The following is a 14,082-nucleotide window of genomic DNA, read 5'->3' as shown; positions in this document are numbered from 1 at the left end:
TCACCCGCCGCCAGAGGCGGCGGTACTGCATATCAACGGAGAACAAGAATGACAAAGGCTAACGAGATCGAAACCGCGAAGGTCAAGCAGTTTTCAGCACGGATCATGGAGGACTACGGCAATACCCTGCGCGGCGCGATGCTCTACATCGGCGACCGCCTGGGGCTGTTCAAGGCGCTCGCCCATGGCCAATGGGTGACCCTGGAAGAGCTGGCGCAGCAGACCGGCTACACCACCCGCTACCTGCGCGAATGGCTGGGCAGCATGGTCACCGGCAACTACCTGGCCTACGATCCGCAGAGCAGGAGCTATCGGTTGCCGGCCGAGTTCGTCCCGGTGCTCGCCGACGAGGACTCGCCTTATTTCGCCGGCGGGATCATCCAGTTGAGCGTGCCCTTCGTGAGCATGGCGCCGAAGATCATCGAGGCCTTCCGCTGCGGCGGCGGTTGCCCCGAGGAATCCTTCCCGCTGGAAACCTGGGAAGGCATGGAGCGCATGACCATGCCCTGGTACAAGCACTTCCTCGTGCAGCACTGGATTCCTTCGCTGGATGGCGTCAAGGAAAAGCTCCAGGCGGGTGGCAGCGTGCTCGATTTCGGCTGCGGCAGCGGGCTGGCCGCGATCATGATGGCCAAGGCGTTCCCCGAAGCCCAGGTCTATGGCTGTGACTTCCACGCGCCGTCCATCGAACGCGCGCGGGCGAACGCCGAGGCCGCGGGGGTCGGCGACCGGGTGCGCTTCGAGGTCAGCGATTCCGATGCGTTGGCGGGCAAGAAGTTCGACTTCGTCACGACCTTCGTGGTCATCCACGACGCGACCGACCCGCAGCAGATGATGAAGGACCTGCGCGAGTCGACCGCCGACGATGGGACCTACCTGATGGTGGAACTCAACCTGTCGCAGGAACTGCACGAGAACATGAACCTGTTCGGTCGCGTGATGTACCCGCAGAGCACGCTGTATTGCATGACCTGTTCGCTGTCCCACGGCGGCGAGGGCCTCGGCGCCTTCATGGGCGAGGACCGCGCGCGGCAGATGGCCGAGGCCGCCGGCTTCAGTCGCTTCCGCAAGGTGCCTTCGGAGTGGCCGCCGCTGCCGGCGCTGTTCGAACTGCGACCCTGACGGCGTTATCCGGGACGGCCGGGACGGCGACCGTCGGATAGCGGTTGCCGTGGCCGCCGCCCGGCGCGTGCCGGCTGGGCATGGCGGTCTCGGCTCGATCGCACCGGTGTTCAGGCCCGCTTCGGCGGGCTTTTCATGGCCCCCGGAAAAACGAAGCCCCGCCAATTGCGGGGCTTGCTTGCGGTGTGGGCGGCGCTCTCACAGGTCGAAGTCGTAGTCCGACAACTGGCGCTGCAGGCGGCGTTCTTCCAGCAGGTTGTCGATGATGCGACGCTTGGTCAGGTTGGTCTTGGCCACCTCGACGCTGGTTTCCTCGCCGTCATCCTCTTCAACGCCGGCTTCGTCGTCGATCTCGAGTTCTTCTTTGGCTTTTGCCATGACATTCACTCCAACTTATGGGGTGGTAATGGCGCACCTTATAGCGACAAAGCCGTGGCTGGTAAAAAAGATTTTTTCAATCGTAAAGATAGGATTTCGAATAGTTGATCAATCGTCTGAAGTCTTGTGCTTGTATTCGCACAGGTCCTCGATCCGGCAGCTTCCGCATTGCGGCTTGCGCGCCTTGCAGACGTAGCGGCCATGCAGGATCAGCCAGTGGTGGGCATCGAGCAGGTACTCGCGCGGCACGAACTTCAGCAGTTTCTTCTCCACCTCCAGAACGTTCTTTCCCGGTGCTATGCCGGTGCGGTTGGCGACGCGGAAGATATGCGTGTCCACCGCCATGGCCAGTTGCCGGAAGGCGGTGTTGAGCACCACGTTGGCGGTCTTGCGGCCAACCCCGGGCAGGGCTTCGAGGTCCTCGCGGTTGTCGGGGACCTGGCCGCCGTGCTTTTCGATGAGGATGCGGCAGGTTTCGATGACGTTCTTCGCCTTGCTGTTGTAGAGGCCGATGGTCTTGATGTACTCCGACAGCCCCTCGACGCCGAGGGCGTGGATCGCCTCGGGGGTGTTGGCCACCGGATAGAGGCGGGCGGTGGCCTTGTTCACCCCGACGTCGGTGGCCTGGGCGGAGAGGATCACCGCGATGAGCAGTTCGAAGGGGGTGGTGTAGGCCAGTTCGGTCCTTGGCTCGGGGTTGTCTTCGTGCAGTCGGCGGAAGATCTCCGCGCGCTTGGCGGCATTCATTCAATCACTCCGGTGACGCGGACGCGCTGGCGCTGGGTGGCGAGTACGTCGCCCGCCTGCACCTTGGCGCGTTCCGCCAGGCTTTCATCGATACGGTTCTTCAGGGCGATCAGCAGGCCGAGCATGATGAACGCGCCCGGCGGCAGGATCGCCAGCAGGAAGCCCTGGTACTGCGGGAACGGCTGGATCTTCCAGTCCGCCGCCGCCGGGCCGAACAGCAAGTGCATGTCGGCCAGCAGGGTACCCTGGCCGAGCAGCTCGCGCAGGCCGCCGAGGACCAGCAGGACCAGGGCGAAGCCGAGGCCCATCAGCAGTCCGTCGAAGCTGGCGCGCAGCACGCCGTTCTTCGCCGCGAAGGCCTCGGCGCGACCGAGGATCACGCAGTTGGTGGTGATCAGCGGGATGAAGATGCCGAGGACCTGGTACAGCTCGTAGGTCCAGGCCTGCATCAGCAGTTCGATGCAGGTGGTCAGCACGGCGATGATCATGACGAACGCCGGTAGCCGGATCGCCTCGCTCACCGCGCCGCGCACCAACGATACCGCGGCATTGGAGCAGGCCAGCACGAGCATGGTGGCCAGGCCCAGGCCGAGGGCGTTGACCGTCGAGTTGCTGGTGCCCAGCAGCGGGCACAGGCCGAGCAACTGGACCAGGCCCGGGTTGTTGCGCCACAGGCCGTTGCGGGCGATCTCGCGGAAATCTTGTTCACTCATGTCCGGCAGCCTCTTCGGGGGCGAGCAGGCGTTCGCGGTTGGCGTCGAAGTAGCGCAGCGCCTTGTGCACGGCGCGGACCACGGCGCGCGGGGTGACGGTGGCGCCGGCGAACTGGTCGAACGTACCGCCGTCCTTCTTCACCGCCCAGCCGGCGTCCGCCGGATCGCCCAGGCTCTTGCCGTCGAAACCGTGCACCCAGGGACTCTTGGCCAGTTCGATGCGGTCGCCGAGGCCGGGGGTTTCCTTGTGCGCGACGACCCGCACGCCGAGCAGCCGGCCCTGGGCGGTGACCCCGACCAGTAGCTGGATGGCGCCGCTGTAGCCATCCGGCGCGCTGGCCTGGAGGATGACTGCGCTGGCCTGGCCGTGCAGGCGGGCGACATAGGCCGGACGCGGCGCATCCAGGCCGAGCAGCTTCGGCGCGAAGGTTGGCACCTGGCTGTCCAGCGGATGGTTGTCGTAGCTGCCCGGCGGCAGCAGTTCCAGCAGGGCGCGGCCGCGCGCCTCGCGCTGGGCTTCGGCGATGCGCGCCTCTGTGAATTGCTGCACCAGGGCCACCAGGCCCACCCCGACCAGGGCGAAGAGCCCGAGCAGGAGGGCGTTGCGCAGCATCGAACGGCGAGTCGCGGCGTCCATCAGTCGCCTGCCTTGAAGCCGCGCTCGGCCTTGCGATGGCCGTAGGTGCGCGGCCGGGTGTAGTAGTCGATGGTCGGCGCCGCCAGGTTCATCAGCAGCACGGCGAACGCCACGCCATCGGGATAGCCGCCCCAGGTGCGGATGACGTAGGTGAGGACGCCGACGCCGAGGCCGAAGACCAGCCGCCCGCGATTGCTGGTGGCGCCGGACACCGGGTCGGTGACGATGAAGAAGGCGCCGAGCATGGTCGCCCCGCTGAACAGATGGAACAGTGGCGAGCCATGGGAATCGGAGCCGGAACCATTCCAGAACAGCAGGCTCATGGCGAACAGGCCGGCGAGCATGCCCAGCGGCGCGTGCCAGGTGAACAGCCGGCGCCAGAGCAGGAACAGGCCGCCGAGGAGGAACGCCAGGTTGACCCACTCGCTGCCGGCGCTACCGAGGTGGCCGAAGGCCGGGTTGCCGGCGAACAGCTCATCGACGGTCAGGCTGCGGTCGGTCTTCAGCACGTCGAGGGCGGTGGCGTGGGCCCAGGCGTCCGGCCGGCTAGCGAGGCCGAGGAATTCGCGGAGGCTGTCGGGCAGGCCGAGGGCGCTGTCCGGCGAGGGCCAGCGGGTCATTTCCAGGGGAAACGAGACCAGCGCCACGACGTAGCCGAGCATCGCCGGGTTGAACGGGTTCTGTCCGAGGCCACCGTACAGGTGCTTGCCGAATACCAGGGCGAAGAAGGTCGCCACCAGGGTCAGCCACCAGGGGGCGTAGGGCGGCAGGGCGACTGCCAGCAACAGGGCGGTGACCAGCGCGCTGCCGTCCTTGAGGAACACCCCCGGCGGACGTTTGCGCAGGGCCAGCATGGCGGCTTCGCAGGCCAGCGCGACGAGGCTGGCCCAGGCCAGGTTGAGCAGGGTGCCCGGGCCGTACAGCCAGGTCAGCGTCAGCAGGCCGGGGACGCAGGCGCCGAGCACCAGGCGCATGATCGCCGGGGTACGGTTGGAGCCGCGGGCGTGGGGCGAGGTGGGGCGGGGCAGGGCCATGGTCACTCCGTGCCGTGTTCGGTCAGGGCGCGCTCGGCGGCGCTCAGGCGCGCGCGGGCGGCGGCGAGTGCGGCGGCGTCGGCGTTCGCCAGGCGTTCGAGCTTCTTCAGGGCGGCGCGGGCGTAGGCCAGCTCGGTCTTCAGCTCGCGGGTGCGCGGGTCGACCGGGCGCTTGTCGATCCGCACCAGCTCCGGCGCCGGCTTGCCGCAGGCGTCCTCGGCGGCATGCAGGTCGCGCTCGGCGGCTTGCAGCTCGCCGCGCAGGCGTTCCAGCTCGCTGTCCATCACCCCGGCCTGCTCGGCCTTCTTCAAGGCCGCGCGCTTGCCGACCAGGGCGATCTTCGCCCGCTTCAGCGCCGCCTGGCCGTCGTCGCCGGGCGCCGCGGGCTTCGGCGCGTGACGCTCGAGGCGGGCCAGGGTGGCTTCGCAACGCTCGACCTCGGCGCGCAGTTCGTCGAGGGTCGCCCGTTGCTCGGCGCCGGGCGCTTCGCCGAAGGCCTTTTCCGAGCGCTTGAGCTGGGCGCGGGCCATGGCGGCCTGGGCCTTGGCCTTCTTCAGTTCGGCTTCGTCGTCGAGCGCGGCAGGCGGTGCGCTGGGTAGGTCGCGCGGCAGGCTGGCTTCGGCATCGGCCAGGGCCTTGTCGGCGGCCTCGGCGGCGGCGCGCAGTTCCGCGACCAGGCCATGCTGTTCCGGGGTGTCGTGGCTGAGCAACTGTTTCTCGGCCTTCTTCAGGGCCACCCGCGCCATGCTCGCTTCGATCTTCAGCCGTTTCAGCCGTTCGCTGCCGCTACCGGCCTGCTTGCGCGCCCTGGCCCGCTCGATCGCCGCCTGCACCGGGTCGACCGCCGTGGCGGGGGCGGCTTCCTCGCGCTCGGCCTGGGCGGCGCGCGCCAGCGCGGCCTTCTCCGCGCGTTGGGCGCGTTCTGCGGCCCGGCGCTCCTCGTCGCGGCGCAGGCGAGCCTGGCGTTGCTCGAAACGCTCACGGGATTGTTCGGCCTTCAGCAGCTTCTGCCGCTGCTCGCGGATCTCCGCCTTGGACGCGCGGTAGTACTGCACCAGGGGAATGCTCGACGGGCAGACGTAGGCGCAGGCGCCGCATTCGATGCAATCGAACAGGTTGTGGGCGAGCAATTGCTCGTGCTCGTCGCCCAGGGCGAAGAAATGCAGTTGTTGTGGCAGCAGGCTGACGGGGCAGACCTGGGCGCAGTCGCCGCAGCGGATACAGGGCATGGCCGGCACTGGTTCCGGCAGCTCCGTGGCATCGCCGGCGAGCAGGCAGTTGCAGGTCTTGATCAGCGGCACCGAGAGATCGGGCAGGGCGAAGCCCATCATCGGCCCGCCCATCAGCACGCGTTCCAGGCGTCCCTCGGCGAGGCCGGCGAACGCCAGCAACTCGTGTACCGGCGTACCGATCAGCGCCTCGACGTTCATCGGCCGCTCCAGGGCGCCGCCGGCGAGGGTAGTGATCCGCGAGATCAGCGGCCGACCGAGGACGACGGCATCGTGCACGGCGGCCAGGGTGCCGACGTTCTGGCACAGGATGCCGATGTCCGCCGGCAGGCCGTCCGCCGGGACTTCCCTGCCGGTGAGCAACTGGATCAGCTGGCGCTCGCCGCCCGAGGGATAGCGGGTCGGCAGGGCGACGATGCGATAGGGCCGTTCACCGAGGGCGGCGCCGAGGGCGGCGATGGCTTCCGGTTTGTCGTCCTCGATGCCGACCAGCACCTCTTCGGGGCACAGGATCTGCACCAGGATATCGATGCCGCCCAGCACCTGCGTGGCGCGCTCGCGCATGAGCAGGTCGTCGGCGCTGATGTAGGGCTCGCATTCGGCGCCGTTCACCACCAGCGTATGGATCTTTTCCGCCGGGCGCGCGGCGAGCTTGGCCGCGGTGGGGAAGCCGGCGCCGCCGAGACCGCCGATGCCGGCCGCGCGGATGCGTTCGAGCAACGCCAGCGGACTTTCGGCGCGGAAGTCCGGGCAGGGATGCAGCTCGGTCCAGCGCTCCAGGCCGTCGCTGGCGATGACGATGGCCGGCGCGGGAAGACCGGAGGCATGCGGATAGGGGTGTGCGCCGATCGCCACCACGGTACCCGAGGTCGGGGCATGCAGCGCGGCGCTGACGGTGCCGTCCGGGAGGGCGATGGTCTGGCCCTTGAGTACGGCCTGGCCGACTTCCACGCAAGGTCGCGCCGGCGCGCCGATGTGCTGGCCGAGCGGCACGATGTAGCGCTGCGCCAGCGGCGCCTGCTGGATCGGCAGGGCGGTGGAGCGCTCCTTGTTGGCCGGCAGGCAGAGGCCGCCGGGGAAGGCGTGCAGGGCGCTCATGCCGCTCGCTCCCGGTCGCTGGCGATCAGTCGCGGCGACGGCTGGGGCCACTTCCAGTGGCGCACGTCGTCCGGTATCTCGCGCATCTCGATGCAGTCCACCGGACAGGGCTCCAGGCACAGGTCGCAACCGGTGCATTCGTCGGCGATCACCGTGTGCATCAACCGTGCGGCGCCGACGATGGCGTCCACCGGGCAGGCCTGGATGCACTTGGTGCAGCCGATGCATTCGGCCTCGCGGATGTAGGCTACCCGCGGCGGGGTTTCCTCGGCGGCGTCGAGCGGCTCGGGCTCCAGGTCGAGCAGGTCGGCGAGGGCGCGGATGGTCGCTTCGCCGCCCGGCGGGCACTTGTTGATCTTGTCGCCGGCGGCGATCGCCTCGGCGTAGGGCTTGCAGCCGGGGTAGCCACACTGGCCGCACTGGGTCTGCGGCAACAGGGCGTTGACCTGCTCGGCGACCGGATCGCCCTGGACGCGGAAGCGCACCGCCGCATAGCCGAGCAGCGCACCGCCGGCCAGGCAGATCGGCAGCAGCGCGCCGATCGCCAGGAACACGCCGTTCATGGCCGGACCAACCCACTGAAGCCCATGAACGCCAGCGACATCAGGCCGGCGGTGATCATGCCGATGGCCGCGCCGCGGAACGGCGCCGGCACGTCGGCGATGGCGATGCGCTCGCGCAGGGCGGCGAACAGCACCAGCACCAGGGAAAAGCCCAGCCCGGCGCCGAAGCCCTGGGTAGTGGCCTGGAGGAAGCCGTATTCAGCCTTGTTGGCGTTGAGCAGGGCGACGCCGAGGACGATGCAATTGGTGGTGATCAGCGGCAGGAAGATGCCGAGCACCCGGTACAGCAGCGGGCTGGTCTTCTTCACCAGCATCTCGGTGAACTGCACCACCACCGCGATCACCAGGATGAAGCCGATGGTGCGCAGGTACTCCAGGTCCAGCGGGCGCAGCACGTAGCGTTGCAGGATATGGCTGCACATCGCCGCCAGGGTCAGGACGAAGGTGGTGGCGAGGGACAGGCCGATGGCCGTCTCGATCTTCCGCGACACGCCCATGAACGGGCACAGGCCGAGGAACTGCACCAGGACAAAGTTGTTGACCAGGATGGCGCTGACCAGGATCAGGGCGAGTTCAGTCATACGCGAAGCATTCGTTGCAGGGCCGGGGCCGTCGGGGGAAATCCCCTATTATCGGGTGGGATTGCCCTGCAAGGCTAGCGCAAACACGTACGAAAGACCGGGAGACGGACTGCCGTTGCGTCTCCCGGGGTCGCGCTCACTGCAACCTGGCCCGCTCCAGCAGCGCCCAGGCCAGGGCGAAGGTCGGTTCGCCATCCTCGCTCTGCTCGCTGGCGCTGACCACGATCCACCGCGCGCCCGCCGGCTTGGCTGCCCACAGGCGGTATTCGCTGCCTGCGGAGCCGCCGTCGTCTTCCTCTACCTTGTAGCGCGCCTCGCCGTCGCCCAGGCGCCTGCTCGCCAGGTCGGTCGGGGGCGGCGCGTCCCGGCGCTGGACCTCCAGTTGGCGTGGGTTGCGCAGCTTGCCGCCTTCGTCGAAGCGGAAGCCCTCGGCGCTGCGCCGCGCGTCGAAGCCGACGGGGCGCTCCACCACCAGCCCGTTCGGGTGGGTCAGGGTCTTGTCGAAGTCCACCCCGGACTCCGCGGTGCAGGCCAGCAGGGCGAGGCTGGCGAGAATCAGGGCGACTGTCTTCATGGGAACCTCATTCCAGGGTCGAGGAAGGTGGCGTAGGCATCGTCGACGAACATCGGCCAGCCCGGCGACAGGTTGTCGTCCCAGGGCCGCGAGGTGTATTCCGAGGCCAGCGCGCGGACATTGTCCCGCGGCCAGTTGCGCGGATTGCCGGCGTAGGCGCGGAGATCGATGGAGGGAAATGCGCCGCGGGTCTTCGGCAGCTTGCGCAGGTCCTGTTGCGACGCGAGGTTGGCGACGTAGCGGATGTAACGGGCGGTGGCGAAGATGTTGAATTCGTCGGAAGCCAGCAGGGTGGCGACCGCCTTGCGCGACAGACCGCGGCGCACCGGCTGGCCGAGCAGGTCGGTGAACAGCTCGTACTTGATCGCGGTGGAGACCACCACCTGGCCGAGGCCGATGGAGGTGTTGGCGCTCTTGATGCTGACTGCCGCCTGATAGTCCTTGGCGTCTTCGTCGCGGGTCTGGTCACGCTGCTCGGCGAGGATGATCGCGCCGATCAGTTGCGGCGTCAGGTCGTACTTGCGCGCGGCCGCGGACATGACCTTGGCCCGCGACGGCGGGTTGCCCGGATAGGCGTCGGGGAACAGCGTGCTGATCGGCTGGCCGACCAGCGTCTGTGCCTGGTTCAGCTTGTCTTGCGGCGAAAGCTGGCTCAGGTAGGCGCCCAGGTCGCCGAGCGGGTTGCTGTACTTGGTGACGGTCGCCGGGTCCTTGTTGAGCAGCTTGAGCTGGTCGCCGAAGGCAATGGACGGCAGGTCGGTCGGATTGACGCCGGTGGCGCCGACCCCGCTGAACGGACCCTGGATCGCCTGGCTGGCCACCCCGGTGGCGCCGGCCGCGGCGAAGCCCAGGCGGCCAGCGGCGTCGGCGAGGTCGGCGCAGATGTCGAAGAAGGTGATGGTGGGGAAGTAGATCCAGTTGTCGGTCTGGGTGCCCAGGGGATTGTTGATCAGGCTGCGGATCAAGGCATTGCGTGCCTGGTAGCGCTGCATGGTGGTGCGCCCGGCGATGCTGGCGATCAGCGAGCGCGCCAGTTCCGGCGGGCCCACCCGCTGGAACAGCTTGATCAGCGAGCCGCTCTTGTCGAGTGCGGCGATGGTCGCATCGGGCACGTTGTCGTTGCGGATCGCGGCGATCACCCGGCGGGCTTCCTGGCGGGTCACCTGCCAGTCGTCCCAGCTATAGGAAATCAGTGACTCGATCAGGTCGCTGGTGGCGGTCATCGGTCTTCCTCCTTGTGAGTTGCCAGGCCCGTCAGGCGGTCCTGGGCGAAAGAGCGGACCCTCCCGGTCCGCCCGTATGCCTGGGCTCAGCGCGCCTCGTTCTTGCCGGGCCGCCGCAGCCAGCGCCACAGGCCGCGCAGCAACAGGCCCAGCGGCAGCAGCACGACGAGGAACGGCAGGCTGTAGGCGAAGAATTTCATCGCGGCGATGGTGCCATCGACAAGGTCGTCGAGCAGTTGCCCGGCGGCCGTGGCGAGCTGGCCGAGGCGGCTGTCCGGCTGCGCCTCGCTGCTGAAGCTCAGGGTCAGCAGGTTGGTGGCGATGCGCCGCTGCTGCTGGGCGCCGGCCTGGGCGTTGTCGGCCAGTTGGGCTTCCACCGCGGCGATTTCCTTGGCCAGGGCCAGCAGGTCGCCGACGCTCATGTCCTTGCGCCCCTGGTATTGCTGCAGGGTCTGGTACTCGCGTTGCAGGCGCTCGCGTTGCTGGCGGGTGTCGGCGACCGCCTGGGCCAGGTCCTCGGCGCGGGTCTGCCGGCTTTCCAGCGTGCCGCCCTGGGCAGCGGCCGCGACCAGCTTCTCCACGCCGTCCGGGACGATGCGCACGGTGAGTTCGGCGTAATGGCCGATACCGCCGCGTTGTTCGATGGCGAGCACGTCGCACTGGCCGAAGCGCTCGCTGTTGCAGGCGTCGCGGCTGGCGGCGAGTTGCGCGTCGATACGCGCGGCGGGAAGGCGGATGCCGACGCGGTGTTCGTAGGCGAGGGCGGTGCCGGGTTTGCCCGTCTCGCCCTGGAAACCGGCATTGCCGGAGACGCTTTCGGCGTGTTCGGCGGAGCATCCGTAGAGCGCCGCCAGCAGGACGCCGGCGGCAAGCTTCCATGCGTTCATTCTATCGAGCCCTCCGTGGCTTCGTGGTCTGCGTTACTTGACGCGCTGGCCCGGCTTGGCGCCGCTGTCCGGACTCAGCAGGTAGATCTCCTGGCCACCCGGGCCGGCGGCCAGGACCATGCCCTCGGACACCCCGAACTTCATCTTGCGCGGCGCCAGGTTGGCCACATAGAGCGTCAGGCGGCCTTCCAGGGCACTCGGGTCGGGATATGCGCTCTTGATCCCGGAGAACACGTTACGCTTCGCGTCGCCGATGTCCAGCGACAGGCGCAGCAGCTTGTCGGCGCCTTCGACGAATTCGCACTTCTCGATCAGGGCGATGCGCAGGTCGACCGCGGCGAAAGCGTCGAAGTCGATCTCCGCGGCGATGGGTTCCTTGACCAGCTCGCCGTTGCCGGCGGGTTGGGATGCGGCGGCGAGGTCTTCCTTGGAGGCTTCGATCATGGCTTCTACTTTCGCGGGCTCGATACGGGTCATCAGGGGCTGGAACGGGTTCAACTGGTGGTTGGCCAGCAGGGTCTGGTGGTCGGCCCAGGTCAGCGGGGCGACGTTGAGGAAGGCTTCGGCGGCGGCGGCCAGCTTCGGCAGCACCGGCTTGAGGAAGATCACCAACTGGCGGAACAGGTTGATGCCCAGGCCGCAGACGGCCTGGACCTTGTCCTGCTGGCCTTCCTGCTTGGCCAGCGCCCAGGGCGCCTGTTCGGCGATCCAGGCGTTGGCGCGGTCGGCGAGGGCCATGATCTCGCGCATGGCGCGATTGAAGTCGCGGGCCTCATAGGCCTCGGCGATGCCCGGTGCGGCCTCGCGGAAGGCGGCGAGCAGCTCCGGCGCCGGATCGGCGCCGACCAGCACGCCGGCGTTGCCCTTGTGGATGAAGCCGGCGCAGCGGCTGGCGATGTTGACGACCTTGCCGACCAGGTCGGAGTTGACCTTCTGCACGAAGTCCTCGAGGTTCAGGTCGAGGTCCTCGACGCCGCGGCCGAGCTTGGACGCGTAGTAGTAGCGCAGGTATTCCGGGTCCAGGTGGTCGAGGTAGGTGCGCGCCTTGACGAAGGTGCCGCGCGACTTGGACATCTTCTGGCCGTTCACGGTCAGGTAGCCGTGCACGTTCAGCGCGGTCGGCTTGCGGTAGCCGGCGCCTTCGAGCATGGCCGGCCAGAACAGCGCGTGGAAGTTGACGATGTCCTTGCCGATGAAGTGGTACAGCTCGGCGCTGGAGTCCTTGCCCCAGAACGCGTCGAAGTCCAGCTCGGGACGCCGCGCGCAGAGGTTCTTGAAGCTGGCCATGTAGCCGATCGGCGCGTCCAGCCAGACGTAGAAGTACTTGCCGGGAGCGTCGGGAATCTCGAAGCCGAAGTACGGCGCGTCACGCGAGATGTCCCACTGCTGGAGGCCGCTGTCCAGCCATTCGGCGAGCTTGTTGGCCACCGACTCCTGAAGGGCGCCGCTGCGGGTCCATTGCTTGAGCATGGCCTCGAAGTCCGGCAGCTTGAAGAAGTAGTGCAGCGATTCCTTGAGCACCGGGGTGGCGCCGGAGATCGCCGATTTCGGGTCCTTCAGTTCGGTCGGGGCGTAGGTCGCGCCGCAGGCCTCGCAGTTGTCGCCGTACTGGTCGGCGGTGCCGCACTTCGGGCAGGTGCCCTTGATGAAGCGGTCGGCGAGGAACATCTGCTTTTCCGGGTCGAAGTACTGGGTCACCGGGCGGGTGTCGATGTGCCCGGCGTCGCGCAGTTTCAGGTAGATCGCGCTGGACAGCTCGCGGTTCTCTTCCGAGTGGGTCGAGTGGTAGTTGTCGAAGTCCACCAGGAAGTCGGCGAAGTCGCCCATGTGCTCGGCGCGCACGGCGTCGATCAGTTGCTCGGAGGTGATGCCCTCGCGCTCGGCGCGGAGCATGATCGCCGAACCGTGGGCGTCGTCGGCGCAGACGTAGACGGCCTGGTTGCCACGCATCTTCTGGAAGCGCACCCACATGTCCGTCTGGATGTACTCCAGCATGTGTCCCAGGTGAATGGAACCGTTGGCGTAGGGGAGGGCGCTGGTAACGAGGATCTTGCGTGGTTCGGACATGGGTTCGGCTTATCGGCTGAGAGCTAAACGGATCGGTCACTATAAAGAAGCGGCGGTTTTTTTTCATCCGCGCGCCACTCGGGTAGGATGACCGGCATCGATTCCCCGCTTAACCCTCAGGAAATCCCCCATGTCCGCTATCACTCGCCAAACGGTGGAAGCCACCCTCCGCCAGTACCAGGACCCCTATCTGAACCAGGACCCCGTCAGCGCCGGCTGCCTGCGCGAGGTGGAGATCCAGGGCGACCGCGTGCGGGTGCGCCTGGAACTGGGGTACGCCGCCGGGCTGTTCAGAAACGGCCTGGCGCAAACCCTGCAAATGGCCCTGGAGGCGCTCGACGGCGTCGCTCGCGCCGAGGTCCGGGTCGACTGCGTGATCCAGCCGCACAAGGCACAGCCGCAGGTCGAGGTGATGGGCAACGTGAAGAACATCGTCGCGGTGGCTTCCGGCAAGGGCGGCGTCGGCAAGTCCACCACCGCCGCCAACCTGGCCCTGGCCTTGGCCCGCGAGGGTGCGCGGGTGGGCATCCTCGACGCGGACATCTACGGACCCAGCCAGGGCATCATGTTCGGCCTGCCGGAAGGCACCCGGCCGAAGGTCCGTGAGCAGAAGTGGTTCGAGCCCCTGGAGGCGCACGGGGTGCAGGTGATGTCGATGGCCTTCCTCACCGACGACAGCACGCCGGTGGTCTGGCGCGGGCCGATGGTCTCCGGTGCCCTGATCCAACTGATCACCCAGACCGCCTGGGACAACCTCGACTACCTGGTGGTGGACATGCCGCCGGGCACCGGCGACATCCAGCTGACCCTGGCGCAGAAGGTGCCGGTGGCCGGCGCGGTGATCGTCACCACCCCGCAGGACCTGGCGCTGCTCGACGCGAAGAAGGGCGTGGAGATGTTCCGCAAGGTGAACATCCCGGTGCTCGGCGTGGTGGAGAACATGGCGGTGCACATCTGCTCCAACTGCGGCCATGCCGAGCACCTGTTCGGCGAGGGCGGCGGCGAGAAGCTGGCGGCGCAGTTCGGCGTCGAGCTGCTGGCGTCCATGCCGCTGTCGATCGCCATCCGCACCCAGGCCGACAGCGGCCGGCCGACGGTGATCGCCGACCCGGAAAGCCAACTGGCGATGCTCTACCAGGAAATCGCCCGCCATGTCGGCGCGCGCATCGTTCTCAGCGAGCGGGCCAGCGTCGGCCTGCCGAACATCAGCATCAGCGACGACTGAGGCG

The 14,082-nt window shown here is 68.0% G+C and carries 14 protein-coding genes; 2 read left to right on the top strand and 12 right to left on the bottom strand.

The window, feature by feature from the left end; genetic code table 11:
- The first annotated feature begins 48 nt into the window (after positions 1-48).
- Positions 49-1,122, top strand: a complete 1,074-nt coding sequence (locus tag HMPREF3014_RS26770) for a class I SAM-dependent methyltransferase (RefSeq protein ID WP_003092054.1) — start codon at positions 49-51, stop codon at positions 1,120-1,122.
- Between the two features lie 198 nt (positions 1,123-1,320).
- Here the strand turns inward: HMPREF3014_RS26770 and HMPREF3014_RS26765 are convergent, their stop codons facing one another.
- From HMPREF3014_RS26765 to metG, 12 genes are all read right to left on the bottom strand, one after another.
- Positions 1,321-1,500: a PA3496 family putative envelope integrity protein gene (locus HMPREF3014_RS26765; protein ID WP_003092052.1), complete on the bottom strand. Its 180-nt coding sequence runs from the start codon at positions 1,498-1,500 to the stop codon at positions 1,321-1,323.
- A 108-nt stretch (positions 1,501-1,608) separates the two neighbouring features.
- Complete coding sequence (gene nth / locus HMPREF3014_RS26760; RefSeq protein WP_003092050.1) at positions 1,609-2,247, bottom strand: endonuclease III; 639 nt, start codon at positions 2,245-2,247, stop codon at positions 1,609-1,611.
- Positions 2,244-2,960 (bottom strand): electron transport complex subunit E, encoded by a 717-nt coding sequence (locus tag HMPREF3014_RS26755; protein WP_023087117.1) that lies wholly within the window; start codon positions 2,958-2,960, stop codon positions 2,244-2,246. The genes nth and HMPREF3014_RS26755 overlap by 4 nt, the downstream gene beginning before the upstream one ends.
- Positions 2,953-3,597, bottom strand: a complete 645-nt coding sequence (gene rsxG / locus HMPREF3014_RS26750; RefSeq protein ID WP_003092047.1) for an electron transport complex subunit RsxG — start codon at positions 3,595-3,597, stop codon at positions 2,953-2,955. The genes HMPREF3014_RS26755 and rsxG overlap by 8 nt, the downstream gene beginning before the upstream one ends.
- The gene (locus tag HMPREF3014_RS26745) at positions 3,597-4,631 is read right to left on the bottom strand and encodes an RnfABCDGE type electron transport complex subunit D (protein WP_010793281.1); all 1,035 of its coding nucleotides are present in this window, start codon (positions 4,629-4,631) and stop codon (positions 3,597-3,599) included. Before HMPREF3014_RS26745 ends, rsxG begins: the two co-directional genes overlap by 1 nt.
- A gap of 2 nt (positions 4,632-4,633) precedes the next feature.
- Positions 4,634-6,958, bottom strand: coding sequence for an electron transport complex subunit RsxC (gene rsxC / locus HMPREF3014_RS26740; protein ID WP_009876886.1), 2,325 nt, complete (start codon positions 6,956-6,958; stop codon positions 4,634-4,636).
- A complete protein-coding gene (gene rsxB, locus HMPREF3014_RS26735) occupies positions 6,955-7,521 on the bottom strand; it encodes an electron transport complex subunit RsxB (RefSeq protein ID WP_003103780.1) in 567 nt (188 codons plus the stop codon). Before rsxB ends, rsxC begins: the two co-directional genes overlap by 4 nt.
- The gene (gene rsxA / locus HMPREF3014_RS26730) at positions 7,518-8,102 is read right to left on the bottom strand and encodes an electron transport complex subunit RsxA (RefSeq protein WP_003092041.1); all 585 of its coding nucleotides are present in this window, start codon (positions 8,100-8,102) and stop codon (positions 7,518-7,520) included. The genes rsxB and rsxA overlap by 4 nt, the downstream gene beginning before the upstream one ends.
- A 136-nt stretch (positions 8,103-8,238) precedes the next feature.
- Positions 8,239-8,676, bottom strand: coding sequence for a T6SS effector muramidase immunity protein Tsi3 (gene tsi3 / locus HMPREF3014_RS26725; protein WP_003117529.1), 438 nt, complete (start codon positions 8,674-8,676; stop codon positions 8,239-8,241).
- The gene (tse3, locus tag HMPREF3014_RS26720) at positions 8,673-9,899 is read right to left on the bottom strand and encodes a type VI secretion system effector muramidase Tse3 (protein ID WP_003092026.1); all 1,227 of its coding nucleotides are present in this window, start codon (positions 9,897-9,899) and stop codon (positions 8,673-8,675) included. The genes tsi3 and tse3 overlap by 4 nt, the downstream gene beginning before the upstream one ends.
- A gap of 86 nt (positions 9,900-9,985) precedes the next feature.
- On the bottom strand, positions 9,986-10,786 hold the full coding sequence (locus HMPREF3014_RS26715; protein WP_003103776.1) for a DUF4349 domain-containing protein: 801 nt from the start codon (positions 10,784-10,786) through the stop codon (positions 9,986-9,988).
- Positions 10,787-10,819: 33 nt separating this feature from the next.
- Positions 10,820-12,853, bottom strand: a complete 2,034-nt coding sequence (metG, locus tag HMPREF3014_RS26710; RefSeq protein ID WP_003163410.1) for a methionine--tRNA ligase — start codon at positions 12,851-12,853, stop codon at positions 10,820-10,822.
- 130 nt (positions 12,854-12,983) lie between these two features.
- Here metG and apbC point away from each other — a divergent pair, with 130 nt between their 5' ends.
- A complete protein-coding gene (gene apbC, locus HMPREF3014_RS26705) occupies positions 12,984-14,078 on the top strand; it encodes an iron-sulfur cluster carrier protein ApbC (RefSeq protein WP_003092020.1) in 1,095 nt (364 codons plus the stop codon).
- The last annotated feature ends 4 nt before the right edge of the window (positions 14,079-14,082 follow it).

Origin of the sequence: Pseudomonas sp. HMSC065H01 (assembly GCF_001815235.1) — a bacterium.
Taxonomy (GTDB): domain Bacteria; phylum Pseudomonadota; class Gammaproteobacteria; order Pseudomonadales; family Pseudomonadaceae; genus Pseudomonas; species Pseudomonas aeruginosa.
The sequence above is the reverse complement of the archived record's forward strand: the minus strand, read 5'-3'. Positions and strand labels throughout refer to the sequence as shown.

Coding starts and splice junctions, on each gene's coding strand:
- HMPREF3014_RS26745 (WP_010793281.1), bottom strand. CDS start 4,631: ATGGCCCTGCCCCGCCCCACCTCGCCCCACGCCCGCGGCTCCAACCGT.
- HMPREF3014_RS26715 (WP_003103776.1), bottom strand. CDS start 10,786: ATGAACGCATGGAAGCTTGCCGCCGGCGTCCTGCTGGCGGCGCTCTAC.
- tsi3 (WP_003117529.1), bottom strand. CDS start 8,676: ATGAAGACAGTCGCCCTGATTCTCGCCAGCCTCGCCCTGCTGGCCTGC.
- HMPREF3014_RS26755 (WP_023087117.1), bottom strand. CDS start 2,960: ATGAGTGAACAAGATTTCCGCGAGATCGCCCGCAACGGCCTGTGGCGC.
- rsxB (WP_003103780.1), bottom strand. CDS start 7,521: ATGAACGGCGTGTTCCTGGCGATCGGCGCGCTGCTGCCGATCTGCCTG.
- rsxC (WP_009876886.1), bottom strand. CDS start 6,958: ATGAGCGCCCTGCACGCCTTCCCCGGCGGCCTCTGCCTGCCGGCCAAC.
- nth (WP_003092050.1), bottom strand. CDS start 2,247: ATGAATGCCGCCAAGCGCGCGGAGATCTTCCGCCGACTGCACGAAGAC.
- tse3 (WP_003092026.1), bottom strand. CDS start 9,899: ATGACCGCCACCAGCGACCTGATCGAGTCACTGATTTCCTATAGCTGG.
- rsxA (WP_003092041.1), bottom strand. CDS start 8,102: ATGACTGAACTCGCCCTGATCCTGGTCAGCGCCATCCTGGTCAACAAC.
- metG (WP_003163410.1), bottom strand. CDS start 12,853: ATGTCCGAACCACGCAAGATCCTCGTTACCAGCGCCCTCCCCTACGCC.
- apbC (WP_003092020.1), top strand. CDS start 12,984: ATGTCCGCTATCACTCGCCAAACGGTGGAAGCCACCCTCCGCCAGTAC.
- rsxG (WP_003092047.1), bottom strand. CDS start 3,597: ATGGACGCCGCGACTCGCCGTTCGATGCTGCGCAACGCCCTCCTGCTC.
- HMPREF3014_RS26770 (WP_003092054.1), top strand. CDS start 49: ATGACAAAGGCTAACGAGATCGAAACCGCGAAGGTCAAGCAGTTTTCA.
- HMPREF3014_RS26765 (WP_003092052.1), bottom strand. CDS start 1,500: ATGGCAAAAGCCAAAGAAGAACTCGAGATCGACGACGAAGCCGGCGTT.